Source organism: Ralstonia nicotianae (assembly GCF_018243235.1).
Lineage (GTDB): Bacteria > Pseudomonadota > Gammaproteobacteria > Burkholderiales > Burkholderiaceae > Ralstonia > Ralstonia nicotianae.
Window position 1 is genome coordinate 919,520 of sequence record NZ_CP046674.1, and the last position, 24,893, is coordinate 944,412.

Here is a 24,893-nt window from a genome sequence, read left to right on the forward strand (position 1 = left end):
CGGCGTGTTCCGCCGGCCTTGAGTGCCCGGCCGGCGGGCGGCTTTCGGCGTCGTCCTCAGCGGCCCGAGCGCAGCGGTGACGCCTTGTCGTCGGCACCGCTGCCCGTGCCGGCGGCCGCGCGCCTGCCGGAGGCCAGCACGCCGGTGGACAGTGACGTGCCCAGCAGGATCACCGCGCAGCCGGCCACCATGTTCAGCGTCAGTTGCTCGCTCAGGAACAGGATGCCCCACAGCACGCCGAATACCGGGACCAGGAAGGTTACCGACACGGCGCGCGTCGGGCCGACATGCGCGATCAGCCGGAAGAACAGGATATAGGCGATCCCCGTGCAGGCGATGCCGAGGCCGATCACATGGAGCCAGACGCTGCCGGTGGGCGTGTGCGCCGGCCACAGCCATACCGCCAGCGGCGCCAGCACGACTGCCGCCGCGATCTGGCTACCGGTTGCCACGGCCAGCGGCGGCACGCCGGTCAGGTAGCGCTTGGCATAGCTGCCGGCCAGGCCGTACAGCACGGTCGCGCCGAGCGCGGCGGCCACCGCCCGCCCGCCCTGCCTGGCATCCAGGGCCGACGAGCCGCCCACCAGCACGATCACACCGACAAAGCCGATCGCCAGCCCCAGCACGCGCCACGCCGACATCCGCTCGCCCAGCCAGGCGAAGGCGACGATGGCGGCGAACAGCGGCGCGGCCGCGTTGAGCACGGAGGTGAAGCCTGCCGTCAGCGTCAACTCGGCATAGGCGAGCAGGCAGAAGGGAACCGCCGAATTCAGCACGCCCACCGCCAGCAGGTGCGGCCAGTGCGGGCGCAGTGCGCCGAGGCCGCCGCGCATGGCCAGCACCGGCAGCAGGAAGGCGGAGGCGATCGCCACCCGCAGCGCGATCAGCGCGACAGGGCCGAAGGGCGGCGCGGCGACGCGCATGAAGAGGAAGGAGCCGCCCCACAGGGCGGCCAGTATCAGCAGTTCGATGGCATCGGAGCGGCGCATGGTGGTCTCGTTATGGTTGTGCGAACGGGGCCGACGGGTGGTCGGTGTCCCTGTGCGGAGCCGGCAGGCAGCATTGTCCGCGCTTGCCGCGATTCATGCAGGCGCGAGCGCCAGCGCGGCCTGGCGCGGATCGGCCGGCATCGGCAGCCGTGCGCCGACCTGTGCCGGATGGCCTTCCAGCCGCAGCAGCGCGGCCTTGCGCGGTAGTCCGCCGGCATAGCCGGTCAGCGAGCCATCCGCGCCGACCACGCGATGGCACGGGATGGCGATCGAGATCGGGTTGCGTCCGACGGCGGTGCCGACCGCGCGCGCATGTTCACGGGCGAGTCCGAGCCGGGCGGTGATCTGGCCGTAGGTGCAGCGCTCGCCGAAGGGGATCGCGCACAGCTGCCGCCACACGTCGTGCTGGAACGGCGTGCCGGCGGGCGCCATCGGCAGGTCGAACACCTGTAGCCGGCCGGCGAAATAGGCTTCGAACTGTGCCTGGGCCTCGAGGAGGAGGGCGGCGTCGGCACCCGTGCGCAGCTGGTGCGCGTTGGCCGGGATCGTCTTCTGCCCGGTGAAGAACGCGCCGGTCAGGTGGGTGTCGGTGGCGATCAGCAGCAGGTCGCCGAGCGGGCCGGCGAAGGTGAGGCGGAGCATGGCGGTCATGGGGTCGGAGCCAGGGCATCGTCGCGGTGCCACAGGTGCATGGCGGCATAGGCGCGCCATGGCGCCCAGTCTTCCGCCCGGGTGGCCATGGCGTGGCGTGTCGGCAGCGTGCCATCGTGATCGGCCAGGCGCTTGCGCAGCACGTAGTCGCCCAGCGGAAACGCATTCGGCCAGCCCAGCGCGCGCATGGCGATGTATTGCGCGGTCCATTCGCCGATGCCGGGCAGCGCTTGCAGCGCCGCCAGCGTGGGCGCGAGCGGCACCAGCGGTTCCAGGCGCAGGCGGCCGGCGTCGATGGCGCGGGCGATTTCCACCACGGCGGCGGCACGGCTGGCCTGCAGGCCGGTTTCGCCGGACAGCGCCTGCGGGTCCACGCTCGCCAGCGCGGTGGCGGACGGGAAGGCGGTCGGCAATCCGGCGCGCGGCTGCGCCAGCGGCGTGCCATAGGCGGCCGCCAGGCGGGCCAGGATGCGCCGCGCCCGCGCTAGCGAAACGACCTGCCCGGCGATGGCGCGCACGGCGATCTCGAAGCCGTCCACCGCACCCGGCACGCGCAGGCCGGGCGTGCCGGCGGCAAGCGTGCCGAGGTGCGTGTCGACCAGGTCGGGCCGGCAATCGAGATCGAACAGGCGGCGCACGCGGGCCAGGACCGGCGGCATCGCCTGCACCAGGCTGGCCGACAGCGTGAGCGCGATCGCATGCCGTTGCGGCACGTCGCGCGCGTGCAGCCAGCCGGCATGACGGCGGCCGGCATAGTCGAGCGCGATGGTGCGGGCGTAGCTGTGCGCGTCGACCACCTCGACGCCGTCCACGGCACGCGCGCGCAGGAAGTCGAGCAGCGCGTGCCAGGCGAAGGGCGGGCGGTAACCCAGCATCAGCGTGGCGCCGTCGTCGCCGCGCGATACCGGTGCGGCGCGGGTGCGCAGCCGTGTCGGCGCGAAGCCGTAGTGCTCGGCGAACCCGCTGTTGAGCCGCCGCACGCTGCCGAAGCCGGCCGCATATGCGACGTCGCCGACCGGCATGGCGGTGTCCGTCAGCAGCCGCTTGGCGAGCAGCAGGCGCTGCGTCTGCGCGTACTCGATGGGCGAGACGTCGAATTCGGCGCGGAAGATGCGGCGCAGGTGGCGATCCGTCACGCCCACCGCTGCCGCCAGCGCGGCCAGATCGTGCTGCTGCAGGAAGCCTTCGTCGATCATGCGCGCGGCGGCGCGGGCGAGGCTGGATGACATCTCGGCCAGGCTGTGGCCCGGCGCCAGCTCGGGGCGGCAGCGCAGGCACGGGCGGAAACCCGCCTTCTCGGCCGCGGCGGCGGAGGCGAAGAAGCGGCAGTTCTTCTGCAGCGGCGTGCGCACCGCGCAGATCGGGCGGCAATAGACGCCGGTGGAGGTGACGCCGACGAAGAACCAGCCATCGAAGCGCCGGTCGCGCGATTGCACGGCGTGGTAGCAGGCGTCGGGGTCGAGGTGCATGGTGAAGGCCGGTGGATTCGCGGCCCAGTGTAGTCCCGGCGCGCGCATCGCGTTGGCCGGATTCGGACATTTCCCTCGGTCACACGCCGCCCTCGGAAGGCGGCCGCGGCAGGCACAATGCGGGTTCGACACCACTTCGGGAGCGGCGCATGTCCAAGACCATCGTCATCACCGGCGGCAGCAGGGGCATCGGCCGCGCCACGGTGGTTCTGTGCGCGCGGCGCGGGTGGTCCGTGGCGATCCAGTATCGCGGCAACCGGCAGGCCGCCGACGAGACGGCGGGCCTCGTCGAGCAGGCCGGCGGCCGGCTGCTGGCGGTGCAGGGCGATGTGTCGAGCGAGGCGGATGTGATGGCGCTGTTCGAGGCGGCGCAGGACCGCTTCGGCGCGCTGCACGGTGTGGTCAACAACGCCGGCATCGTGGCGCCCGCGCAGGACGTGGCCGACATGAGCGCACAGCGGCTGCGCGCGATATTCGAGATCAATGTGCTGGGCGCGTTCCTGGTGGCGCGCGAAGCGGCGCGGCGGCTGTCGACCGCGCGCGGCGGCGCGGGCGGTGCGCTGGTGAATGTGTCTTCGGCGGCGGCGCGGCTCGGCTCGCCGCACGAATATGTCGACTACGCCGCCTCCAAGGGCGCGGTGGACACCATGACGCTGGGCCTGGCGCGCGAACTGGGCCGCGAGGGTGTGCGCGTCAACGCGGTGCGCCCCGGCCTGATCGACACCGAGATCCACGCTTGCGGCGGCCAGCCGGATCGTGCCCAGCGCCTGGGTGCCGCCACGCCGATGGGCCGGCCCGGCACCGCCGCGGAGGTGGCCGAGACCATCGTCTGGCTGCTGTCGGATGCGGCGTCGTACGTGACGGGGGCGCTGCTGGACTGCTCAGGCGGGCGCTGACGCGTCAGGCATCGGCCCCGGCGCGGAAGGTGTCGCACTGCCGGATATCGCCGCCGTCGAAGCCCTGGCGGAACCAGTGCATGCGCTGTTCCGAGGTGCCGTGCGTGAACGCATCGGGCGCGACGCTGCGGCCGGCGTTGCGCTGCAGGGTATCGTCGCCGATGGCGTGCGCGGCGGTGAGGGCCTGTTCCAGGTCGCCGCGCTCGAGCAGGCCGCGCTGCTGCGCGTAGTGGCCCCACACGCCGGCCAGGCAGTCGGCCTGCAGTTCCAGCTTGACCGACAGCGCGTTCGATACGCGCTGCGACTGGCCGGCCTGCGCGCGGCTGACCTTCTCCGAGACGCCGAGCAGATTCTGCACATGGTGGCCGACCTCGTGCGCGACCACGTAGGCGGCCGCGAAGTCGCCCGGCGCGCCGAAGCGGCGGCGCAGTTCGTCGAAGAAGCCGAGATCCAGGTAGACCTTGGTATCGGCCGGGCAGTAGAACGGGCCGACCGCCGAAGTGGCGTCGCCGCAACCCGAGCGGATGCCCTGGCGGAACAGCACCAGCTTGGGCGGCTGATAGGCGCGGCCGGCCTGCTTGAAGAGTTGCGACCAGGTGTCTTCGGTGTCGCCCAGCACGTGGCTCACCATTGATTTGCTGTGGTCGTTGTCGGTCTCGCCGGTGGGCCGCGTGGCGCCATGCGGTGCACTCTGCACGGGCGCGTTCTGCGACACCTGCATCACCATGCCGAGGATTTCCAGCGGGTTCTTGCCCATCAGCAGGCCGACCACCGCCACCAGCGCGATGCCGCCCACGCCCAGGCGCATCCCCCCGCCGCCGAAGCCGCCGCCACTCGAGGATGCGCGATCATCCTCGACGTTCTCGCTTTCGCGCATGTCATCCCAACGCACGTCTCTCTCCTTGCTGCGCAGACCCCCGGGTGTTGCACCCGGCAAACTTTGCAAAGTCTACCCGGCCTCGTGCCATCCGCGCATGCCGGCCGTCCGGAAAAATGTCTGCGCGTGCCACGGACGCCCGGATCCATCGAGACTGGCCCGATTGGCCGCGGTGCGCCAGGCCCGGCAGGAAACTTGCTGAGCGAAGCTGCCCGCGCCGTGTCATGGCGCCTCACGCACGCGTCATGCGCGACCGCCATCACATTGGCGAGACCCTTGCGTCTGCCATGCAATCACAGTCGAGTTCTCCCATGCGCCTGCCTGCTTCGCCCACTGCCCATCCGTCCGATCCGGCGGAGATGTCGGGACTTGCCGAGCCGGCGAGCGATGCCGCCGAGACGCCGGCAGCGGTAGCCGATGCGCTGCCGGGATCACGCTGGCGCCGCGCGATGCGGCGGCTGTTCTCCGGCACGTTCCTGAGCGTGGCGCCCGTGCTGATTGCCGTGGGGGGTGCCATTTACATCGGCATGGCGCATGCGCCGTGGCTGGACCACCTGATGGCCCGCACGCCCTCGGCGGCGAAGGATGCGGCCAACGTGGCGGCCACGGCGGTCAGCCCCAGCGCGGTGGGTGCGCCCGATGCGGTATCCGCCGCGCAGGATCGCATGGACGCGCGCGTGTATGCGCAGGTGCCGACCGCATCGGCCCGCACCGCGGCCCAAGCGGAGACGGCGGAGGAGGCCCCGGCGCCCGGGCGCGCGGCCGCGTCGCGGCGGCATCACCGGGCGTGGACGCGGCATGTGCGCCGGGCAGATGCGTGGGACTCGCATTGGTACGCCGGTAGCTGAAGCTTCCGGTGCGCGCGGGCGTGAAGGGGGGCGCGGAGCGGGCGCATCGCACGACCTGAGCAGGGGGCTTGGGAGCCCGCGGCGATGTGTCGGATGGGTTTGGCGCTCAGTATCCGACGGCGTGCCCGTCGCGGCGGCTGTCGCTGGCGGCCACGTAGCCGTGGTCGGCATCGTCGGACAGGCGCCAGATGAACTGGCCCGCGCCGAAATCCATGTACGGATCGGCCACCGCCTTGAGCCGGTGGCCCCGCGCCCGCAGGGCGGCGACGGTGTCGGCGTTCAGCGCGGCTTCCACGTCGAGCGTGAAATCGCGGTTGACCTTCCAGCGCGGCGCATCGCAGGCGGCCTGCGGCTGCTGGTGGTAGTCGAGCATGCGCACCAGCGTTTGCAGATGGCCTTGCGGCTGCATGTCGCCGCCCATCACGCCGAAGCTCATCACCGGCGCGCCGTCCCGCGTCAGGAACGCCGGGATGATGGTATGGAACGGCCGCTTGCCGCCTTCCACCACGTTGGCCGAGCGCGCATCCATCGAGAAGCCGACGCCCCGGTTCTGCAGGCTGATGCCGGTACCCGGCACCACCACGCCCGACCCGAAGCCCATGTAGTTGGACTGGATGAACGAGACCATCATGCCGCGCTCGTCGGCCGCGCTCAGATAGACGGTGCCGCCGGCACGCGGCATGCCGAAGCCCGGATGGCCGGCGCGGCCCATGTCGATGCGCCTGGCACGCGCGTCGAGGTAGCTGTCGTCGAGCATCTGCTCCGGCGTGACGTCCATCGCGCGCGGGTCGGCCACGTAGCGGTAGAGATCGGCGAACGCCAGCTTCATCGCCTCGATCTGCAGGTGCAGCGTATCCGCCGAATCGACCGGCAGGGCGCCGAGGTCGAAGCGCTCGAGGATGCCCAGCGCTGCGAGCGCTGCGATGCCCTGGCCGTTGGGCGGAAGCTCGTGCACGTCGTAGCCGCGGTAGCGCTGCTGGATCGGCGTGACCCATTCGGGCCGGTGGTCGCGCAGGTCTTGCGCGGTCAGCGCGCCGCCGCATGCATGCGCATGCGCGGCGATGCGCTCGGCAAGCTCGCCTTCATAGAAGTCGCGCCCGCGCGTTTCGCCGATGCGGCGCAGCGTGGCGGCCGCATCGCGCAGGAGGAATTTCTCGCCCACTTCGGGGGCGCGGCCGTGCGGCATGAAGGCCTGTGCGTAGCCGGGCTGGCCGTGCAGCTCGGGGATCGCCGCCGCCCACTTGTGCGCGACGATGGGGGCGATGGCGTGGCCGCGTTCTGCGATCTCCGCCGCCGGCTCCAGCACATCGGCGAACGGTAGCTTGCCGAAGCGTTCATGCAGGGTCGCCCAGGCCGAGACGGCGCCCGGCACCGTCACCGTGTCCCAGCCGCGCGTGGGGCGCCTGGGGTGGCCGTGGGCGTCTTCGCCGTACTTGCGGCGGAAGTAGCCGAGGCTCCAGTCCTGCGGCGCGGCGCCCGACGCATTGAGGCCGTACAGGCGGGCACCGTCCCACAGGATGGCGAAGGCATCGCTGCCCAGGCCGCACGACACCGGTTCGACGATGGTGAGCATAGCCGCCGCCGCGATCGCCGCGTCGACCGCGCTGCCGCCGGCCAGCAGCATGCGCAGTCCCGCCTGCGCCGCCAGCGGATGCGAGGTCGATACGACATTGCGCGCGAACAGCGGAATGCGCACGGTGGGATAGGGGTTCTGCCAGGCGAAGCGATGGTGGGACATGCGCGCGAGGAAAGGGAGGCGGCTCATAGATTACGTGTGATTCGGCCCATACTCGATGCGCTCGAAACCACACTTGGCACGGTCAGCGCCTAGACTTGAGGTATCTGCCACTCGGCCTGGAGGCCGCCATGAACGCAGCCATCGAACGTTGGCGCGACGAGCTCATCCTGCTCGGTCGCGTGCTGATGATGCTCCTGTTCCTGATTTCCGGCTGGGGCAAACTGACCGGTTTTTCCGCCACCGTCGGCTACATGGGGACGGTGGGCGCGCCGATGCCGATGCTCGCGGCCATCGTCGCGGTGATCATGGAGTTCGGCGTGGGCATCGCTCTGCTGATCGGCTTCTGGACCCGCCCGCTGGCGCTGCTGATGGCGCTGTTCGTGCTGGGCACCGCGCTGATCGCCCATACCTACTGGAACGTCGAGGGTGCGATGCAGACCGCCAACATGGTGCAGTTCTACAAGAACCTCAGCATCATGGGCGGCCTGATCCTGCTGTCCGTGACGGGCGCGGGCAAGTACGCGTTGCAGAAATCCTAGCGCTCAGCGCAGCGAGCGCTGGACCATCACCACCACCGCGAACACGCCGCACGCCACGGCGAACCCGCTGAACAGCTGCGTGCCGGCCAGCAGCGTGGCCTGGCGGTCGATCTCGGCCGACAGGCGCGCCAGCCGGTCGGCCGTCAGCGGGCCGGCGGCTTGCAGGTCTGCCGTGAAGCGCGTGACATGCGCGACGATCAGCGCGCGCGATTCCGCCTGCTGCGTCTGCAGCATCGTGGCCGCCAGCCCGGTGCCGACCGCCGTGGCGAACTGGCGCGCGATGTTCTTCATCTGGTAGCCATGCGCGAAGTCTTCGCGGTCGAGGTCGAGGTAGGTCATCATCGCCACCTGGATCATCACCGCGCCCGGCGTCATGCCTTCCAGGAACGACACCGGGAAGAAGGCATAGTCCGGCGCCCCCGGCATCAGGCTGGTCGCCAGCAGCAGCGCCGCGGCCGCGTAGATGCCGAAGCCGATGGCGATCACCCGGCGCTTGCGGAAGAAGAACGGCAGCCAGATCGTGAAGATCATCGCCACCACCATCGACACCGCGCCGCTGATCATCAGGAACAGCGTGGTGGTGCGAAACGTGAAGCCCAGCCCGCCCTGCGACACCGCCGGGAACAGGTACGACCAGATCCCGCTCATCAGGTAATAGATGCCGTAGAAGCCGATGCCCCACAGGTAGCGGCGGCCGTTCAGGCGCGTCAGGTCCAGCCATGGGTCCGGATGCGTGCGCAGGCGGTGCACAGCCAGCAGCAGCCCGGCCGCGCCGCCGAGCAGCAGCAGGGGAATCGCGGGCGTAGCGGTCAGCCGGTTGTAGCGCAGCTCCGACAGGCCCATCAGGAACGCCAGCGCGCCGATCGCGATCGCGCCCACGCCGATCCAGTCCAGGCGGCCCTCGGCCGGCGGCGCCTCGTGCGGCCGGCGCGCGGCGCGGGTGCGCGGCTGGTGGCGCTCCGGCGGCAGGAAGAACATCGCCAGCCAGGCCGCCGCCGCCAGCAGCAGCTCCAGCCAGAAGATCACGCGCCACTCGCTGTATTCGAGCACCTCGGCGCAGATCCAGGGCGCGATGGTGGTCAGGCCGAACAGGCCGACGCTGAACATCAGCATGGGGGCGATGCGCTCGTCGGGGTCGGTGGTCAGCTGCACCAGGATGCGCGACGCCGAGAACAGCCCGCCCGCGCCCAGCCCCTGGATGGCCCGGCCGGCGACGAGCATGTCGATGCTGTTGGACTGCGCGCACACCACGCAGCCGACGCCGAACAGCACAATGCCGATCAGCGAGAACATGCGGTAGCCGATGCGCGCCGCGATCCGTCCGATGGCCAGGTTGGCGACCACCGCCGCCACGGCATAGGCGGTGACGGCGTACAGGTACGCCTGCGGATCGGCGTGCACGCCGCCCTGGATATGCTGCCCCGCCACGGCCATCATCTGCGACGACACGAAATCGAGCCCGGTCGACAGCCCCATCGCCAGGCCGAAGGCGTGGATGCGGGCGGACGAGAAATGCGGGAATGCCCGCATCGACGCGGGCGGCAGGATTTGCAGCGACATGGGAGCCGAGCATAAACTTGGCCGCCCGCCGGATAAACGCTCAACTCTGGGAACACTGTCCAGTCATGCGAACAATGGAGTGGAACGACTGGGAGACCTTCTGCCGCGTGGTGGAGGCGGGGAGCTTCACCGCCGCCGCCGAGGCGCTGGGCATCCCCAAATCCAGCGCCAGCGCCGCCGTCTCGCGGCTGGAGGCGTCGCTGGGCGTGCGCCTGCTCACGCGCACCACGCGCCAACTGCGGCTGACCGAAGCCGGCTCGCACTTCTACGACGACATCGCGCCGCTGTTCGAGCGCCTGCGCGAAGTCCACGCTGACACGACCGCCGCCAGCGAGACCGTCTCCGGCACGCTGCGCATCGCCGCGCCGTACGAGGTCGGCGCGCAGCACCTGACCGAGCCGGTCTGCCAGACGCTGGCGCGCTTCCCCAACCTGCAGATCCAGGTGCACATCTCGTGGGAGCAGCCCGACCTGCTCGCCAGCGGCTACGACATCGTGTTCGTGATGGTGGACCAGACCCTGGCCGATTCGTCGCTGGTGGCGCGCCGCGTGGTGATGATCCCGCGCGCGCTGTATGCGGCGCCGTCCCTGCTGGCCGGGCGCGCGCCGCTCGCCGCACCCGCCGACCTGTCCGGCTGGCCGTGCCTGTCCGGCCCGGACGATGCCAGCTGGGTGTTCCGGCCGGCCGGGGCGCCCACCGCCGAGCCCTTCGAAGTGCCGATCCAGCCCCGCCTGCAGACGCTCAACGCCGAGATGCGCGCTCGCGCCGCGGTGCGCGGCCTGGGCGTGGCCCGCATGGCGCGCTCGGTGGGCGACGCGGAAGTCGAGACCGGACGCCTGGTGCGCGTGCTGTCCGACTACGAGCCGACACCGCTGCGGGTCTACGCGCTGATGCCCGCGCGCAAGCTGGTGCCGCGCAAGGTGCGGGTCTTCCTCGACGCGCTGGAGGCGCAGGGGACGGCGGCCACGCCGATGCCCGGTGCCCAGGCCTAGGCGAGGGCTTGCACCGGATGCCACAATCAACGTTTCCGGATGGTTGACCGAGGACCGCGCCGCCATGCGCCTGCGCCAGATCGAAGTGTTCCGCGCCGTGATGCTGGTCGGCACCGTCAGCGAGGCGGCCCGCATGCTGGCCGTGTCGCAGCCGGTGGTGACGCGCGTGCTGCAGCACACCGAGCTGCAGCTCGGCTTCCGCCTGTTCGACCGCACCAAGGGCCGGCTGCAGCCGACCGCCGAGGCCTTCGAGCTGTTCACCGAGGTCGAGCGGCTGTACCAGGAGGTCGAGCGCGTGCGGCGCGTCTCGGCCAACCTGCGCCACAAGGGCGCGGGGCGGCTGCGCGTGGCGGCCACGCCCAGCCTGGCGCCGAGCATCCTCGCGCCGGCGGTGCGGCATTTCTCGCAGCGCCATCCCGATACCCAGGTGCGCGTGTTCACGCACCACACCGCCGAGATCGTGCAGGGGCTGCTGTCGCAGGACATCGACGTCGGCTTCGCCTTCGCGCCGCCGGTGCATCCGGCCATTGGCACCACGCCGGTGGCGCAGGGGCGCATCCTGCTGGCCGCGCCGCGCGCCTGGGTCGATGCGGGGGCCGATGGGCCGGCGCTGCATCGCATGGTCGCCGAACGGCCCTTCATTGCGCTGGAAGACCAGATGTCGATCGGCTCGCTGGTCGGCCAGACGCTGGCGCGCAGCGGTCTCGCGCCCCGGTCGACGCTGGAGGTGCAGACGTATTCGCTGGCTCGTTCGCTGGTGGAAGAGGCGCTGGGCGTGACGATGCTGGATCAGTTCACGGCCGCCACCGGCAGCATGGACCGCATCGCCCTGTTTGCGCTGGAGCCCGCGCAGACCTTCGAGGTCCGCGCCATGCGCGCCGAGCATCACGCGCCGTCGTCGCTGGCCGACAGCCTGGTGGCGTGCTTCGCGCAGGCCGCCCGCGCGCTCTCCGACGCACTGCCCGAGCGGCTGGGGCCGGTGTCCTTCGTGCTGTCGCCCGACGGTGACGCCGGCGACGCGCCCGGCTAACTTTTCGGCGGCATCCGCGTCTAACCGGCTTTCGTTGCCTTCCCAGGAGACCGACCCGATGCGCAGACTCCCGTGTGCCGTGGTGCTCAGTGTGGCCGTGCTAGCCGGGGTGTCCGGCGAGCCGGCGCGGGCGCAATCCTCGCCCGTGCCCGGCATGTCGTCCGAAGACATGAACACGGCGCTCGATTTCGCCAAGGCCGGCATCGACAAGGCCATCGACCAGGCCCGCGCCTACGCCGCCCTGCCGATCCGCGACCCGCGCGACGTGCGCTACGCGTGCCAGGACGGCAAGTCGCTGACGGTGAAATACATGACGGTGGGCGATACGCCGCTGGCCACCATCGTGCTCGACGGCAAGACGCTGGTGTTCGCCAATGTCGTCTCCGGCTCGGGCGCGCGCTATGCCTCCGGCCGGTACGTCTGGTGGACCAAGGGCCCCACCGGCTTCCTGACCGACGAAACCCTGCCCGCCAGCCGCAGCACGGTCTATCGCGATTGCGCCGAGGCGCGCTAGGCGCGCCGGCGCATCGGATCAGATCTCCAGCAGGTCGCGCCCCACGATGATCTCGCCCTTGAAGTGCGGGCGCACGGCGTCGAGCCACGCCGCATCGTCCAGATACGGATAGCCGCCCGGCACGAAGTGCGACAGCACCAGCGTCTTCACCTTGGCCTCGGTCGCGATGCGGCCGACGTCCTCGGCGGACGTGTGGCTTGCCAGCAGGTGCTCGCGCAGCGTCTTGGCATTCGGCTCGGTGGACAACAGTTTGTCCAGCGATGGCAGGTGCATCACCTCGTGCACCAGCACGTCGGCGCCGTGGGCCAGGCGCACCAGGTTCTCGCTGGGCGCGGTATCGCCCGAGATGACGATGGAGCGGTCCGCCGCATCGAAGCGGTAGGCAAAGGCCGGCGACACCGGCGGGTGCTTGACCAGCGCGCTGGTCACCATCACGTTGGCGTCCTGCATCACCAGGCCGCCTTCGGTCAGTTCGTGCGGATGGAGCATCGGCGCCAGCGGTGGGCGGCCCTCGTCGGCGATGCGGGTGCGGATGTCGTAGTCGTACAGTTCCAGGAACCTGGCCGTCATCGCGGCCAGCGGGGGCGGGCCCCATGTATCGACCGGGCCGGTCAGGTCGGTGCCCCAGGCCAGCAGCATCAGCGCGCCGTAGTCGGCGTTGTGGTCGGAATGCTGGTGCGTGATGAAGACGTGGCGGATCGCCTTGAGCGTGAGGCCAGCGCTCACGTACTGGCGCGCGACGCCGTTGCCGCAATCCACCACGTACGACACGCCGTTGATGACGATCACCTGCGCCGGCGCCGAGCGGTTCTTCTTGGGCGTCGGCCCGCCGCCGGTGCCGAGCAGGATCAGGCGCGTGCCCTGGGGCTGCGTCGCCCGCGAGGCCAGCGGCCACACCCCGGACGACGCGGCGACGGAGCCGGCGGCCAGCGCCCCGGCCTGCCGCATCCAGCGGCGACGGTTGTTGTCGAAAGCTTGCATGCGGTGGTTTCCTCGTCCGGTCGGATGGGTTGTCGTGTCAGCGGGGCAGCGAGCCGACCTTGGTGCCGACCTTGATCCCCTTGCGGGTGAACCAGCCCTTGTTCATTTCCAGCGCGTAGAGGCCCGGCCGGGTGGGGCAGTGGTTGTCCTCGGTCTGCGGCTTCATCTCCGCGATATCCGTGATGACGCCGTTGTCGTCGATGAAGGCGATCGACAGCGGCAGGTCGGTGTTCTTCATCCAGAAGCAGTGGCGCGCCGATTCGTCGAACACGAACAGCATGCCGGCCGTGTCGGGCATCGACTTGCGGAACATCAGGCCGGTCTCGCGCGCCGGCTGCGTGGCGGCCACTTCGGTATGGACCTTGTACATGCCGATGGTCAGGTCGACGGTGGGCAGGCCGGTGTTCGGTCCGGTCGGCGTCTGCGCGAGCGCGCCGGTGGCGGCCACGGCCAGGGACAGGCCGGCAAGAAGGCGGGACAGGGTGGTCATGGGGCAGAGAGGGAGAGCCAACGAAACGTTCCATGATCGGCACTCGGCCCGCCGCCGTCAATGCGGCGGCGCGGTGCCCGGCCGCCGAAGTTGTTACGGCGTATTGGCGGCGCGGCGTTCGGCGGCGACCGTCGGTCCGGCGGGCCCCGTGGCCTGTGCCGGGCGGGCCTTGTCCGCAGCCGGGTCGGGCATCCGCGCCACGTAGCGCGCGTCGGTCAGGGTGCGCAGGAAGGCGACGATGTCGTCGATCTCGTCGTCGGTCAGCGCCGGCGCCGTGCCCGGGCGGCGGTTCATCGGCACGGCGTTCACGTTGACATTGCCCTGGTGGCGGGCGGGCACGTCGTCGAAGCGCCGGCCGCCCGGATACCACTGGGCCGGATCGGTCGAGCGCGTGGCATAGAAGGCCACGGCGTCGCGCAGCGTGCGGAATACGCCGTTGTGCATGAAGGTCTGGCGCACGGCCACGTTGCGCAGCCCGGCGGTGCGGAAATAGCCGCACCATTGGTCGGGCTCGGGCCACTTGAGCGCGCGCGCGGTGCGGCACAGGCCGAGATCGAAGTGCCGCGGATCCCGGTTGGCCGGCAGCAGCGGGTTGCGCGGCGCTGCGATGGCGTCGTAGCCGAAATCGGTGAACAGCGAGCGCTCCGGCCGCGACGACGACTCCACCATGGTGTGGCACGCCGCGCAGTTGCCCTTGTCCGGGTTGCGGAACAGCGCCAGTCCGCGCATCTCGGCCGGCGACAGCGGCGCGCGGTGGCGCAGGAACGCGTCGAAGCGCGAGCTGAAGGGCGCCATTTCGTCGCTGCGGAAATACGCCTCCAGCGCCTGGCCGAGCGCGCCGATCATCCGCTCGGGATCGCGCACGGCCCCGGCGCCGAACTGCCGCGCAAGCGCCTCGCCGAGGTCGGTCCCGGCTACCTTGCGCAGCAGCGCGCGCGGCGAGCGGTTGCCCATTTCGTCCGGGCTGAACAGCGGCCCGCGGATCTGCTCGGCGATGGAATCGGCGCGCCCGTCGGCGAAGAAGCCACCGAACGGCGAGGGGAAGCTGGCGTCGTCGTCCTGGAAGAAGTAGCGGCGCGGAAGGTACCGGATGTACAGCAGCGACGGCGCGCTGCGCGGCGCCAGATGCCCCGGGCGGCTGCCGGCCGGCACGCCGGCGTGCAGCGCCTCGCCGGTCAGCGTCGGGGCGAAGGCGCGCGCCGGATCGTGGCACGCCGCGCACGCGGTGCCCCGCGGCTCCGACAGGCGCGGATCGAAGAACACCCGCTTGCCCAGCGCGACCAGGTTCGGGTCCGGCCGGAACGACGCGGCTTCGGCGGGCGGCGGCACGGCATCCAGCCTGGGCGTGTCGCCGACCGATCCGGCCCCCGCCGCACCCGGGACGAGCGCGGCGACCAGCACGGCAGTGCCGGCGACGCGGCGCCAGATCGTCGATCCGCTCAAGGCGCGACGAATCCCGTCTTGTCGCAGACCAGGCTGGTGCCGTTCTGCGTGCAGGTGGTCAACAGCTTGCCGGCGACGGTGTAGGCCTTGAACAGCCAGCCGGTGGCGGGCGCCGGCTGGCGGTCCATCACCATGAAGCCGAACGCGTTGTTGTGCGAGAGGTTGCCGACCGTCACGCCCGAGGCCGGGCTGATCGACGGGAACGGATCGGGCAGGGCCACGTCCAGCGAATCCCCGGCATTGCCCGCGACGATGGTCGCCGGATGGTTGCTGCTGAAGTTGATGGCCTGGAAATCATGCACGTGGCCGTGCAGGGCGACCTGCACGCCGGGCGGATAGTAGGCGGTGGCGTTCAGGCTGCTCATCACCGACAGCAGTGCTGCGTTGCCGCCCAGCGGCGTGCCGCCCGAGATCGGCACGAAGCCCAGGATCGGGTGGTGGTTGGTGAAGATCGACATCACGCCCGGCCTGGCGGCCAGCGTGCCGACCGTGCTGAACTGCTTCTGGTAGGTCTGGAACCACGGGTCGGTGGTCGCCAGCGCCTTCGTGCCCGCTTTCGCGGAATCGAACACGATCACCTGTGTATCGGTGCCGATGGTCACGGCGTACGGCTCCGAGGCATTGGCCGTGGTGTCGTTGGCGGGGTCGTCGCAGGAGCGCGCGGCCGAGTAGGCGCGCGGATCCAGGAAACGGAACCAGCCCTGGCCGGCGCGCGCGCATTCCTCATGGTTGCCGCGCACCACCACCCATGGGGCGGCGGCCAGCAGCGGGGCGGCGGGCTGGAACAGGTCGGCCTGCCACGCATCCCAGCCGTAGCCCCAGGGACTGTCCTGGCAGCCGGCCACATCCGACGGGCAGGCGTTTTCGCGGTAGTGGTAGTCGCCCACGTGCAGCACCAGGTCGGGGTTCATCGCGGCGGCCGTGGCCGCGGCGGTGGCGAACGGCCATTGCGTGGCATCCGAGCACGCCTGGAAGGTATTGCTGGACGTCTTCAGGCGGCAGCCGGTATCGGCCAGGATCACCACGCGCTGCGGGCTGGCCTTGGGCAGCGGCAGCGCGCGCGGGCCGATCGACACCGCCTGGGCGCCGGCCGGCACCGTCGCTTCGCAGGCGCTGACCGGGAAGGCGGACGCTTTCGAGTCACTGGCCGCGCTCGCGGTGGTCCGCTGCGGCACGATGCCGGCGGCCACGCGCAGGCTCATGCGGGTGGCCGTGCCGTCCACGGTCAGCAGCGGGCAGACGGAACTGTCGGTCGGCGATGCGTCGTTCGTGTAGCGGGTGACGGCGCGCACCACGGCCTGGTTGCTGTCGTCGATCTCGACCCAGGCCGCCTGGATGTTGGCGTCGGCCGTGGCGGCATCGGCCGGCGTGGCCGTCCCCGCGCCGGAATCGGAGGTGTCGCCGCAGCCGGCGATGATGGCAGCGGCGGTCAGTGCAGCGAGTGTGGCCATCGTGCAGGCGGTACGTGCGTGGCGCACCGTCGGGAACATCGATCGAATTTCCATGCGCCGCCCCTTCTCTGCCTGTTGCGAGGAAGCGGCACGGTACCCAAACCAGATGGCGCTATTTTGACAGCACCGCAGGTTCCGCCGGACGGACGAGGGCGCGTTATTCGCGGGCAAAAAAAAAAGCAGATGCATGAGCATCTGCTTTTCCTGCGCTAGCCGAACCGCGAGCGGTCCGGCCGGATCGCAACTTACTGCTTGGCAGCCGGAGCCGAAGCTGCGTCAGCGGCAGCAGCCTTTTCCTTCTTGGCGTGGTGCTTCTTGGCCTTCTTGGCCTTCTTCGGAGCAGCCTTTTCAGCGGCCGGAGCAGCAGCTTCAGCAGCCGGAGCGGAGGCTTGAGCGAACACACCGGTGGCGAACAGGCCGGCGATCAGGGCAGCGATCAGCTTCTTCATGGTAAATCCTTTTATAGATCAGTGAGTTAACCAACGACCCGCTAAATGAGTCATCTGCAATAACGCAGGGGGTGAAGGCCGCGTTGACACACCGCCGCGAATTTTTTTTGGGAAGACGACGGAGCGGCGGCGGGCGTCCGGCCGCGCGTGACGGATGTTGCATTGCGCAAAAAAAGTGCCTGGGGCACGTGGCCCGATGCCGGCCGGGCAGCGCCGTCCCGACGCGCCTGCCGGTCGTCTTCGGACCGTGCGTGCCCGCCTTGCCGCGGATGCCCTGTCGACCGCACAAGCCGCGACGCGGCCACCGGTCGTTGCACGGCGCCCGTCCGGCATCCGCGCCGATGTCGGATCGCCGAGACACCGCCCGGCAGGGCCCGCCGGCATCCCGCCCCGAATATGGCGGATAGCGAAATTTTCCGGCATAATGCGGGATTCACTCTTGTGTCTTATATAAGAGTTGCGGATTGTGCGATGCATCGTGAGAGCGTCATCGTTGACCGCTAGAATCGCCAGTTCATTGCAGCGCGCCAGCCGGCCAGCTCGGCGCGCTGTGCTGTCAAACCCCACCGTTCATCCGCGTATCAGCGGTCTGCACTGGAGTCGTCATGTACCAACACATCAAGGTCCCGGCCGGAGAGAAGATCACCGTCAACCAAGACTTCTCCCTGAACGTCCCCGATAACCCCATCATTCCTTACATCGAGGGCGACGGCACCGGCTTCGATATCACCCCCGTGATGATCAAGGTGGTGGACGCGGCCGTGGAGAAGGCCTATGCCGGCAAGCGCAAGATTTCCTGGATGGAAATCTACGCCGGCGAGAAGTCGACCAAGGTGTACGGCCCGGACGTGTGGCTGCCGGAAGAAACCCTGCAGGTCCTCAAGGACTACGTGGTCTCGATCAAGGGCCCGCTGACGACGCCGGTGGGCGGCGGCATCCGTTCGCTGAACGTGGCGCTGCGCCAGGAGCTGGACCTGTACGTCTGCCTGCGCCCGGTGCGCTACTTCAAGGGCGTGCCCTCGCCGGTCAAGGAGCCGGAGAAGACCGACATGGTCATCTTCCGCGAGAACTCGGAAGACATCTACGCCGGCATCGAGTTCGAAGCCCAGAGCGACAAGGCCAAGAAGCTGATCAAGATCCTGCAGGACGAGTTCGGCGTTAAGAAGATCCGCTTCCCGGAGACCTCGGGCATCGGCGTCAAGCCGGTCTCGAAGGAAGGCACTGAGCGCCTGGTGCGCAAGGCCATCCAGTACGCGATCGACAACGACAAGCCGTCGGTCACGATCGTGCACAAGGGCAATATCATGAAGTTCACGGAAGGCGGTTTCCGTGACTGGGCCTACGCGCTGGCGCAAAAGGAATTCGGCGCCGAGCTGATCGACGGCGGTCCGTGGTGCAAGTTCAAGAACCCGAAGACGGGCAAGGAAATCGTCGTCAAGGACGCGATTGCCGACGCCTTCCTGCAGCAGATCCTGCTGCGTCCGGCCGAGTACTCGGTGGTGGCGACGCTGAACCTGAACGGCGACTACATCTCCGACGCGCTGGCAGCACAGGTCGGCGGCATCGGCATCGCCCCGGGCGCGAACCTGAGCGACTCCGTCGCGATGTTCGAGGCCACCCACGGCACGGCTCCGAAGTACGCCGGCAAGGACTACGTGAACCCGGGTTCGGAAATCCTGTCGGCCGAAATGATGCTGCGCCACATGGGCTGGACGGAAGCCGCTGACCTGATCATCTCGTCGATCGAGAAGTCGATCCTGTCGAAGAAGGTCACGTACGACTTCGCCCGCCTGCTGGAAGGCGCGACGCAGGTGTCGTGCTCGGGCTTTGGTCAGGTGATGATCGACCATATGTAAGCTCGTTTCGCCGCATTTCATGGCGAACCAGAAACCCCGGTAGATCAACGATCTCCGGGGTTTTTTATTTGGTAATTCCCACCCAAACCGGACCAGAGTTACCCTGGTCCGTCGATGAAACGACGCCCTGAGTGTTCTGCAAGCAGGCCATACAAGCTGTCCGATGGACGGCTGAAGTGCCGTGCCTGCGGCAAGCGGTTCAGTTGGACGTCGGTGTGGGATTCAGTGCGTCTGAGCAGTCGCGAGAAGACACATTTGCTGGAATTGTTTGTGCTCGGTGTGCCGGTGTATCGGCAGCGTTTCGACACCTCGGTCAGCACCAAATCGCGCGAGCGTTTCTATCGGCTGATCCGCGCCTGCATGGCCCAGCAAGAGCAGTTGCGTGAGCCGTTCGCCGGCGCGCTGGAATGCGACGAAACCACGTTTGGCGGGGCTCGGCACGGCAAACGTGGTTGGGGAGCAGCCGGCAAGGTGGTGGTCTTCGGCATCGTCAAACGCAACGGCGAGGTGAAGGCAGCGCCGATCGCTCAGCACGATCAGGCGGCCATCATGGACCAGATCCAGGCCCACTCGCGAGAGGGCTCGCTGTACTACACCGACGCCTGGCAGGCCTATGCCACGTTGCGCTTACGAGGTGACCACGTGGTGGTGCGTAAGGAGAAGGGCAAACCGGTGGGCAGGGACCACATCAACGGTATCGAGGGCTTCTGGAGCTACCCTAAAAACTGGCTCTATCCGTACCGTGGCGTGCCCCGTAAATTCTTCCATCTTTACTTGGCTGAAACCTGCTACCGATTTAACCATCGCGATGAGGACCTGAAACCCTTGCTGCGTAAGCTTCCGCAGGCAACTCCTACCCTCGAAATTCAACCCATTTTGGTCCGGTTTGGGTAGGAATTACCTTTTTGTTTGCCGGCCGCAGCGGGAAGCCGCGCCGGCGTTGACAAAGATTTACGGTTACCCCAAACCGCAAAGCTAGATTGGACTTGCCTGTTCTACGAGAGGCCGGTCCTGGGAACGCCAGAACCCGCCGCGTTGCTGTGTGCTGTGCCACCAAGGGGCGGATCATGCAAGACGACACGGAAATCATCGCAAGTTACGGACATCCGGAACGCTGGTTCGTGAAAGCCTCGCGCAAGCGGGCCGGGCGCGAGCTGGCCATTACCGCGCTGCATTGGGAAGTCGGGCTGGCGATCGCGGCGGTGCCGTTGACGGCGCTGCTCGCCTACGAATTCCTCGGCCTGATGCTGAGCGTCGCATTTCCGCACACCCACGGCTGAGCGGGGGAGGACGCCATCATGCGACCGTCTCTATCCGTACGTCAGACCCCGGGCCGCAGGTATCGGGCCGGGGCACGGCACCGGCGGCCGGTGCCCTGGCATTCGCGGTGGGCACGTGCTGCCCGCCGCGCCGTGGCGCGGGTGTCCGGATGCTCTTGCGCGCCGCTCAGTGCTCGGTAGCCGCCGGGTCAGTCCACCGAGCGCGGTGGCCGGGCGGGCGGGGGCTCCGGCGTCCGCCGGCTCACCGTGTCCCGCAGCCGCCGCATGCCGCGCCACAACTTGGGCAGCAGCCACAGCACGACCAGCAGCAGGAGTCCCAGCCCCACCAGGAACGCCACCGGCAGAAAGAACGCCATCAGCAGCCCGCCGCTGGCCGCCACGTCTTCACTGAACGAGGCCGCCCAGTTCGAGAACGGTTCCGGCGACACGTTGATCAGCGCGCGCGTGCTGGCCTTGGTGGCATGGGCGGCCCCGGCCAGCGTGCCGCCGACCAGTCCGGCGGCGACCATCCACTGCGGATCGAGCTGCCCGAATGCGCCGGCTGCAAGGATGGCGCCGGCGGGAATCCGGATGAAGGTGTGGATGCCGTCCCAGACCGAGTCGAAGCCCGGCACCTTGTCGGCGAGGAATTCCGCGATGGCCAGTACGCCGGCCAGCGCAATCACCCACCAGGATTCGAGGGCGTGCAGGCCGGGCGGCAGGTGCAGCCATCCGGCGCGTGCCAGGGCGCCCGCCGCGAAGACTGCGAGATAGAGGCGGAATCCGCTGGTCCAGGACAAGCCCGCGGCCAGCGCGGCGGTTTCCAGCATGAGACTCCTCGCAGGTTCCGTCGGCCAAGGGGGCGGGCGTGCTGTGCTGATGCAGGCAGTGTAGTACGCGCTCGCGCAGGCGGCCCCGGGATGCGCGCGGCTGGCGATGCAGGGCCCGTACGAAAAAAACGCCAAGCGCCGGGGGGGACGCTTGGCGAGCGAAGGGGGAGGTCGTTGACCTCCTTCGGGTGTCGCCGCGCCAGCGTCTCTCTCGCTTGTCGCGACGCCGCCAATGTAACCCGGGGTCCCCGGGACAAATCTAAACAATCTTCCGCGTACCGCGGATGTGCCGGGACGGCTGTTTTGCGGTACGGGCCCAGTGGAGCGCGGGGCCATGACATAGCGTTTCCGTCACTTTCGTTGGAGGGCGACAGGCTTCGCTTCCGTATCGGTTGCGGGTGGCAACGGCGGGTTTGATGTAGATGTATTGAAAGGAGGGCGCGCCTTGGTGCATGGATATTCGCGGCGGGTGCCGGATGCACTCGAGCCGGATGCGGTAGCGGTGCCTGGACTGCAAGTCCCCATGGTCGCGTCTCGGAGCGGCAGGGCCGGCATCCTGCGCAGACGGGCAGCAAAAAGCCCGGCGCGGTGCCGGGCTTTCTGCGGGTCGGTCACCCTCGCCAGGCCGGCGGGGTGTCGGCGACGCGGATCAGGCGGCCTGGATGTTGGTGGCCTGCTTGCCCTTCGGGCCCTGTGTCACGTCGAACGCGACGCGCTGGCCTTCCTTGAGCGTCTTGAAACCGTTCATCTGGATCGCCGAGAAATGCGCGAACAGCTCTTCGCCGCCCTCGTCGGGCGAGATGAAGCCAAAACCCTTGGCGTCGTTGAACCACTTGACCGTACCGTTTGCCATAGAACCCCTCCGTGGATACACAAGTCCGAGCGGGGATGCGGTGCCTGTCGGGCAGAGCAGAGCGGACCGCGCAGTCATCGCTTGTCCGTCGCGCGCCATACACGACAAAAGGCGCGGTTGCGAAACCGCGCCGTCAGCGATCGGTCTTCTCGTGGCGGGTGCCACAGCCTGAAGCGGTGCGTCGAGCTGTCGTCGACTGGGGTGAGGCCTCCCCGGCTCACCATGCATGAGGCCCGTCGCCGCCGTGTTCCCGGCGCAGTGGAGCGCACATGTTGCATCCGATTGTTCGAGGAAAGCCACAGCGTGTCAAGGCTGCGGACGGTGGGGCTGTCGTGAAAAACGGTCAGTTTTTTCAGAGCATTCCCTCGAATTTTGCCCGGGCAGCCCCATCTGCGGAACCACGGCCGATCGCCGTTGCACACGCGCGGGCGGGATGGCGCTGCCGCGCGGGTGCCGTTGAACGGACACCGGCAGGGCCAAACCGTTTGCAGGGCTTGAACTCGGTGTCATTTCCCCAAATTGCGAACTCGAAAGGAGTGGTTAGAATAAGACCATGGCAATCCGGCAAGCGACCACTCCACAACACGACGCAGGCACCGTACTGGAGCGGAAAGAGCAAGCGCTCAAACCGCCCGCCATGTACAAGGTCCTGTTGCTCAACGACGACTACACCCCGATGGAATTCGTCGTGATGATTCTGCAGCAATATTTCAGCAAAGACCGGGAGACCGCTACACAGATCATGCTGACTGTGCATCGGGAAGGTAGGGGCGTGTGCGGTATCTACACCCGGGATATCGCCGCGACGAAAGTGGAATTGGTATCAACCCATGCACGGCAGGCGGGCCACCCCCTGCAGTGCGTGATGGAGGAAGCATGATCGCGCAAGAACTGGAAGTCAGCCTGCACATGGCGTTTGTCGAAGCCCGCCAGGCTCGCCACGAATTCATTACGGTGGAGCATCTGCTGCTTGCGCTGCTGGACAATCCGACGGCGGCGGAAGTGCTGCGCGCCTGCGCCGCCAACATCGAAGACCTCCGCACGCACCTGAAGAACTTCATCGCCGACAACACGCCGGTGGTGCCGGGCACGGACGAGGTGGACACGCAGCCGACGCTGGGCTTCCAGCGCGTGATCCAGCGCGCCATCATGCACGTGCAGTCGACCTCCAACGGCAAGAAGGAGGTGACGGGCGCCAATGTGCTGGTGGCCATCTTCGGCGAGAAGGACTCCCACGCGGTCTACTACCTGCAGCAGCAGGGCGTGACGCGGCTGGACGTCGTCAACTTCATCAGCCACGGCATCCGCAAGGACCAGGCCGAGCCGGCCAAGCACGGCGACAGCAACCCGGAGGGCGAAGCCGGCGACGGCAAGGAAAGCCCGCTGGAGCAGTTCACCCAGAACCTGAACGCGCTGGCCAAGGCCGGCAAGATCGATCCGCTGATCGGCCGCGAGCAGGAAGTCGAGCGCGTGGTGCAGGTGCTGTGCCGTCGCCGCAAGAACAATCCGCTGCTGGTGGGCGAGGCGGGCGTCGGCAAGACGGCGATCGCCGAAGGGCTGGCATGGCGCATCACCAAGGGCGAGGTGCCGGACATCCTGGCCCGGTCTGTGGTGTATTCGCTCGACATGGGCGCGCTGCTGGCCGGCACCAAGTATCGTGGCGACTTCGAGCAGCGGCTCAAGGGCGTGCTGAAGTCGCTCAAGGACAACCCGAACGCGATCCTGTTCATCGACGAAATCCATACGCTGATCGGCGCCGGCGCCGCATCGGGCGGCACGCTGGACGCGAGCAACCTGCTCAAGCCGGCGCTGTCGTCGGGCGCGCTCAAGTGCATCGGCGCGACCACCTTCACCGAATACCGGGGCATCTTCGAGAAGGACGCGGCGCTGTCGCGGCGCTTCCAGAAGATCGACGTGGTGGAGCCGTCCATTGACCAGACCGTGCAGATCCTGCGTGGGCTGAAGTCGCGGTTCGAGGAGCACCACGGCGTCAAGTACGCGGCGTCCGCCCTGACGGCGGCGGCTGAGCTGTCGGCGCGTTTCATTACTGACCGCCACCTGCCGGACAAGGCGATCGACGTGATCGACGAGGCCGGCGCGGCGCAGCGCATCCTGCCGAAGTCGAAGCAGAAGAAGACCATCGGCAAGGGCGAGATTGAAGACATCGTGTCGCGCATCGCCCGTGTCCCGCCGCAAAGCGTGTCGCAGGACGACCGCAGCAAGCTGCAGACGCTGGAGCGCGATCTGAAGTCGGTCGTGTTCGGGCAGGACCCGGCCATCGACGCGCTGGCTTCGGCCATCAAGATGTCGCGTGCCGGGCTGGGCAAGACCGACAAGCCGATCGGCTCGTTCCTGTTCTCCGGCCCGACCGGCGTCGGCAAGACCGAGGTCGCCAAGCAGCTGGCGTTCATCCTGGGCATCGAGCTGATCCGCTTCGACATGTCGGAGTACATGGAACGCCATGCGGTGAGCCGGCTGATCGGCGCGCCTCCGGGCTACGTCGGGTTCGACCAGGGCGGCCTGCTGACCGAGGCCATCACCAAGAAGCCGCACTGCGTGCTGCTGCTGGACGAAATCGAGAAGGCCCACCCGGACATCTTCAACATCCTGCTGCAGGTGATGGACCACGGCTCGCTGACGGACAACAACGGCCGCAAGGCGGATTTCCGCAACGTGATCATCGTCATGACGACCAACGCGGGCGCCGAGACGATGAACAAGGCCACCATCGGCTTCACCACGACGCGCGAGCAGGGCGACGAGATGGCCGATATCAAGCGGATGTTCACGCCGGAGTTCCGCAACCGCCTGGATGCGACCATCAGCTTCCGCTCGCTGGACGAGGACATCATCCTGCGCGTGGTCGACAAGTTCCTGATGCAGCTGGAAGAGCAGCTGCACGAGAAGAAGGTGGACGCCGTCTTCACCGAGAAGCTGCGCCGCTTCCTGGCGAAGAAGGGCTTCGACCCGCTGATGGGCGCGCGGCCGATGCAGCGCCTGATCCAGGACATGATCCGCAAGGCGCTGGCCGACGAGCTGCTGTTCGGCAAGCTGGTCAACGGCGGCAAGGTGGCGGTGGACCTGGACGATGCCGACGCGGTCAAGCTGGAGTTCTCCGAGAACGAGGCGCCGCCCGCGCCCGCACAGGAAGAGGCGGAAGCCTGACGGTTCGGTGGTT

The 24,893-nt window shown here is 68.7% G+C and carries 24 protein-coding genes; 11 read left to right on the top strand and 13 right to left on the bottom strand.

What is annotated here, in order from left to right; genetic code table 11:
- Positions 1-56: 56 nt before the first annotated feature.
- The 3 genes from GO999_RS04240 to GO999_RS04250 form a co-directional block, all read right to left on the bottom strand.
- Positions 57-989, bottom strand: a complete 933-nt coding sequence (locus GO999_RS04240; protein ID WP_211906570.1) for a DMT family transporter — start codon at positions 987-989, stop codon at positions 57-59.
- 93 nt (positions 990-1,082) lie between these two features.
- Positions 1,083-1,640, bottom strand: a complete 558-nt coding sequence (locus GO999_RS04245) for a methylated-DNA--[protein]-cysteine S-methyltransferase (RefSeq protein WP_069079106.1) — start codon at positions 1,638-1,640, stop codon at positions 1,083-1,085.
- Positions 1,637-3,109 (bottom strand): DNA-3-methyladenine glycosylase 2 family protein, encoded by a 1,473-nt coding sequence (locus GO999_RS04250; protein ID WP_071011409.1) that lies wholly within the window; start codon positions 3,107-3,109, stop codon positions 1,637-1,639. The genes GO999_RS04245 and GO999_RS04250 overlap by 4 nt, the downstream gene beginning before the upstream one ends.
- A 149-nt stretch (positions 3,110-3,258) precedes the next feature.
- Here GO999_RS04250 and GO999_RS04255 point away from each other — a divergent pair, with 149 nt between their 5' ends.
- Positions 3,259-4,005 (top strand): SDR family oxidoreductase, encoded by a 747-nt coding sequence (locus tag GO999_RS04255; RefSeq protein WP_211906571.1) that lies wholly within the window; start codon positions 3,259-3,261, stop codon positions 4,003-4,005.
- Between the two features lie 4 nt (positions 4,006-4,009).
- Here GO999_RS04255 and ypfJ read toward each other — a convergent pair whose 3' ends face one another.
- Positions 4,010-4,897 (bottom strand): KPN_02809 family neutral zinc metallopeptidase, encoded by an 888-nt coding sequence (ypfJ, locus tag GO999_RS04260; RefSeq protein ID WP_019718351.1) that lies wholly within the window; start codon positions 4,895-4,897, stop codon positions 4,010-4,012.
- 296 nt (positions 4,898-5,193) lie between these two features.
- Here ypfJ and GO999_RS04265 point away from each other — a divergent pair, with 296 nt between their 5' ends.
- Positions 5,194-5,730: a hypothetical protein gene (locus GO999_RS04265; RefSeq protein ID WP_019718352.1), complete on the top strand. Its 537-nt coding sequence runs from the start codon at positions 5,194-5,196 to the stop codon at positions 5,728-5,730.
- 106 nt (positions 5,731-5,836) lie between these two features.
- Here the strand turns inward: GO999_RS04265 and GO999_RS04270 are convergent, their stop codons facing one another.
- Positions 5,837-7,468 carry a gamma-glutamyltransferase family protein gene (locus GO999_RS04270; protein ID WP_165591197.1) on the bottom strand — a complete coding sequence of 544 codons (1,632 nt, stop codon included), beginning with the start codon at positions 7,466-7,468 and terminating at the stop codon, positions 5,837-5,839.
- Positions 7,469-7,596: 128 nt separating this feature from the next.
- Between GO999_RS04270 and GO999_RS04275 the strand changes: the two genes are divergently transcribed.
- Complete coding sequence (locus GO999_RS04275) at positions 7,597-8,007, top strand: DoxX family protein (RefSeq protein WP_011002417.1); 411 nt, start codon at positions 7,597-7,599, stop codon at positions 8,005-8,007.
- Positions 8,008-8,010: 3 nt separating this feature from the next.
- Here GO999_RS04275 and GO999_RS04280 read toward each other — a convergent pair whose 3' ends face one another.
- Positions 8,011-9,567 (bottom strand): MFS transporter, encoded by a 1,557-nt coding sequence (locus tag GO999_RS04280; protein WP_011002416.1) that lies wholly within the window; start codon positions 9,565-9,567, stop codon positions 8,011-8,013.
- A gap of 74 nt (positions 9,568-9,641) precedes the next feature.
- Between GO999_RS04280 and GO999_RS04285 the strand changes: the two genes are divergently transcribed.
- The 3 genes from GO999_RS04285 (at position 9,642) to GO999_RS04295 (ending at position 12,103) form a co-directional block, all read left to right on the top strand.
- Entirely contained in the window at positions 9,642-10,559 is a 918-nt protein-coding gene (locus tag GO999_RS04285) for a LysR family transcriptional regulator (RefSeq protein WP_028860901.1), read from the top strand.
- Positions 10,560-10,623: 64 nt separating this feature from the next.
- Complete coding sequence (locus GO999_RS04290) at positions 10,624-11,589, top strand: LysR substrate-binding domain-containing protein (RefSeq protein WP_011002414.1); 966 nt, start codon at positions 10,624-10,626, stop codon at positions 11,587-11,589.
- Between the two features lie 58 nt (positions 11,590-11,647).
- Positions 11,648-12,103, top strand: a complete 456-nt coding sequence (locus GO999_RS04295) for an MliC family protein (RefSeq protein ID WP_011002413.1) — start codon at positions 11,648-11,650, stop codon at positions 12,101-12,103.
- A gap of 18 nt (positions 12,104-12,121) precedes the next feature.
- Here GO999_RS04295 and GO999_RS04300 read toward each other — a convergent pair whose 3' ends face one another.
- The 5 genes from GO999_RS04300 to GO999_RS04320 form a co-directional block, all read right to left on the bottom strand.
- A complete protein-coding gene (locus tag GO999_RS04300; RefSeq protein ID WP_211906572.1) occupies positions 12,122-13,084 on the bottom strand; it encodes an MBL fold metallo-hydrolase in 963 nt (320 codons plus the stop codon).
- 37 nt (positions 13,085-13,121) lie between these two features.
- The gene (locus tag GO999_RS04305; RefSeq protein ID WP_011002411.1) at positions 13,122-13,574 is read right to left on the bottom strand and encodes a DUF192 domain-containing protein; all 453 of its coding nucleotides are present in this window, start codon (positions 13,572-13,574) and stop codon (positions 13,122-13,124) included.
- Between the two features lie 93 nt (positions 13,575-13,667).
- Positions 13,668-15,017 carry a cytochrome-c peroxidase gene (locus tag GO999_RS04310; RefSeq protein WP_211906573.1) on the bottom strand — a complete coding sequence of 450 codons (1,350 nt, stop codon included), beginning with the start codon at positions 15,015-15,017 and terminating at the stop codon, positions 13,668-13,670.
- Complete coding sequence (locus GO999_RS04315) at positions 15,014-16,522, bottom strand: metallophosphoesterase (protein WP_211906574.1); 1,509 nt, start codon at positions 16,520-16,522, stop codon at positions 15,014-15,016. The genes GO999_RS04310 and GO999_RS04315 overlap by 4 nt, the downstream gene beginning before the upstream one ends.
- Positions 16,523-16,713: 191 nt before the next feature.
- Positions 16,714-16,917, bottom strand: a complete 204-nt coding sequence (locus GO999_RS04320; protein ID WP_011002408.1) for a hypothetical protein — start codon at positions 16,915-16,917, stop codon at positions 16,714-16,716.
- Positions 16,918-17,522: 605 nt separating this feature from the next.
- Here GO999_RS04320 and icd point away from each other — a divergent pair.
- The 3 genes from icd to GO999_RS04335 all read left to right on the top strand — a co-directional run bounded on the left by icd (position 17,523) and on the right by GO999_RS04335 (position 20,053).
- On the top strand, positions 17,523-18,773 hold the full coding sequence (icd, locus tag GO999_RS04325; RefSeq protein WP_016725925.1) for an NADP-dependent isocitrate dehydrogenase: 1,251 nt from the start codon (positions 17,523-17,525) through the stop codon (positions 18,771-18,773).
- Positions 18,774-18,887: 114 nt separating this feature from the next.
- On the top strand, positions 18,888-19,667 hold the full coding sequence (locus GO999_RS04330; protein ID WP_426224842.1) for an IS1595 family transposase: 780 nt from the start codon (positions 18,888-18,890) through the stop codon (positions 19,665-19,667).
- Positions 19,668-19,840: 173 nt separating this feature from the next.
- Positions 19,841-20,053, top strand: a complete 213-nt coding sequence (locus tag GO999_RS04335; RefSeq protein ID WP_016724132.1) for a hypothetical protein — start codon at positions 19,841-19,843, stop codon at positions 20,051-20,053.
- A gap of 188 nt (positions 20,054-20,241) precedes the next feature.
- Here GO999_RS04335 and GO999_RS04340 read toward each other — a convergent pair whose 3' ends face one another.
- Positions 20,242-20,862 carry a DUF4126 domain-containing protein gene (locus tag GO999_RS04340; protein ID WP_011002384.1) on the bottom strand — a complete coding sequence of 207 codons (621 nt, stop codon included), beginning with the start codon at positions 20,860-20,862 and terminating at the stop codon, positions 20,242-20,244.
- A gap of 649 nt (positions 20,863-21,511) precedes the next feature.
- Positions 21,512-21,715 carry a cold-shock protein gene (locus GO999_RS04345; RefSeq protein ID WP_011002383.1) on the bottom strand — a complete coding sequence of 68 codons (204 nt, stop codon included), beginning with the start codon at positions 21,713-21,715 and terminating at the stop codon, positions 21,512-21,514.
- 553 nt (positions 21,716-22,268) lie between these two features.
- Between GO999_RS04345 and clpS the strand changes: the two genes are divergently transcribed.
- Both clpS and clpA read left to right on the top strand, forming a co-directional pair.
- Entirely contained in the window at positions 22,269-22,595 is a 327-nt protein-coding gene (gene clpS / locus GO999_RS04350; RefSeq protein ID WP_011002382.1) for an ATP-dependent Clp protease adapter ClpS, read from the top strand.
- Entirely contained in the window at positions 22,592-24,880 is a 2,289-nt protein-coding gene (gene clpA / locus GO999_RS04355) for an ATP-dependent Clp protease ATP-binding subunit ClpA (protein WP_011002381.1), read from the top strand. The genes clpS and clpA overlap by 4 nt, the downstream gene beginning before the upstream one ends.
- The last annotated feature ends 13 nt before the right edge of the window (positions 24,881-24,893 follow it).

Coding starts and splice junctions, on each gene's coding strand:
- GO999_RS04295 (WP_011002413.1), top strand. CDS start 11,648: ATGCGCAGACTCCCGTGTGCCGTGGTGCTCAGTGTGGCCGTGCTAGCC.
- GO999_RS04335 (WP_016724132.1), top strand. CDS start 19,841: ATGCAAGACGACACGGAAATCATCGCAAGTTACGGACATCCGGAACGC.
- GO999_RS04300 (WP_211906572.1), bottom strand. CDS start 13,084: ATGCAAGCTTTCGACAACAACCGTCGCCGCTGGATGCGGCAGGCCGGG.
- clpS (WP_011002382.1), top strand. CDS start 22,269: ATGGCAATCCGGCAAGCGACCACTCCACAACACGACGCAGGCACCGTA.
- GO999_RS04330 (WP_426224842.1), top strand. CDS start 18,888: ATGAAACGACGCCCTGAGTGTTCTGCAAGCAGGCCATACAAGCTGTCC.
- GO999_RS04285 (WP_028860901.1), top strand. CDS start 9,642: ATGGAGTGGAACGACTGGGAGACCTTCTGCCGCGTGGTGGAGGCGGGG.
- GO999_RS04320 (WP_011002408.1), bottom strand. CDS start 16,917: ATGAAGAAGCTGATCGCTGCCCTGATCGCCGGCCTGTTCGCCACCGGT.
- GO999_RS04290 (WP_011002414.1), top strand. CDS start 10,624: ATGCGCCTGCGCCAGATCGAAGTGTTCCGCGCCGTGATGCTGGTCGGC.
- GO999_RS04345 (WP_011002383.1), bottom strand. CDS start 21,715: ATGGCAAACGGTACGGTCAAGTGGTTCAACGACGCCAAGGGTTTTGGC.
- GO999_RS04315 (WP_211906574.1), bottom strand. CDS start 16,522: ATGGAAATTCGATCGATGTTCCCGACGGTGCGCCACGCACGTACCGCC.
- icd (WP_016725925.1), top strand. CDS start 17,523: ATGTACCAACACATCAAGGTCCCGGCCGGAGAGAAGATCACCGTCAAC.
- GO999_RS04240 (WP_211906570.1), bottom strand. CDS start 989: ATGCGCCGCTCCGATGCCATCGAACTGCTGATACTGGCCGCCCTGTGG.
- GO999_RS04340 (WP_011002384.1), bottom strand. CDS start 20,862: ATGCTGGAAACCGCCGCGCTGGCCGCGGGCTTGTCCTGGACCAGCGGA.
- GO999_RS04280 (WP_011002416.1), bottom strand. CDS start 9,567: ATGTCGCTGCAAATCCTGCCGCCCGCGTCGATGCGGGCATTCCCGCAT.
- GO999_RS04245 (WP_069079106.1), bottom strand. CDS start 1,640: ATGACCGCCATGCTCCGCCTCACCTTCGCCGGCCCGCTCGGCGACCTG.
- GO999_RS04270 (WP_165591197.1), bottom strand. CDS start 7,468: ATGTCCCACCATCGCTTCGCCTGGCAGAACCCCTATCCCACCGTGCGC.
- GO999_RS04255 (WP_211906571.1), top strand. CDS start 3,259: ATGTCCAAGACCATCGTCATCACCGGCGGCAGCAGGGGCATCGGCCGC.
- GO999_RS04275 (WP_011002417.1), top strand. CDS start 7,597: ATGAACGCAGCCATCGAACGTTGGCGCGACGAGCTCATCCTGCTCGGT.
- GO999_RS04265 (WP_019718352.1), top strand. CDS start 5,194: ATGCGCCTGCCTGCTTCGCCCACTGCCCATCCGTCCGATCCGGCGGAG.
- GO999_RS04305 (WP_011002411.1), bottom strand. CDS start 13,574: ATGACCACCCTGTCCCGCCTTCTTGCCGGCCTGTCCCTGGCCGTGGCC.
- clpA (WP_011002381.1), top strand. CDS start 22,592: ATGATCGCGCAAGAACTGGAAGTCAGCCTGCACATGGCGTTTGTCGAA.
- GO999_RS04250 (WP_071011409.1), bottom strand. CDS start 3,109: ATGCACCTCGACCCCGACGCCTGCTACCACGCCGTGCAATCGCGCGAC.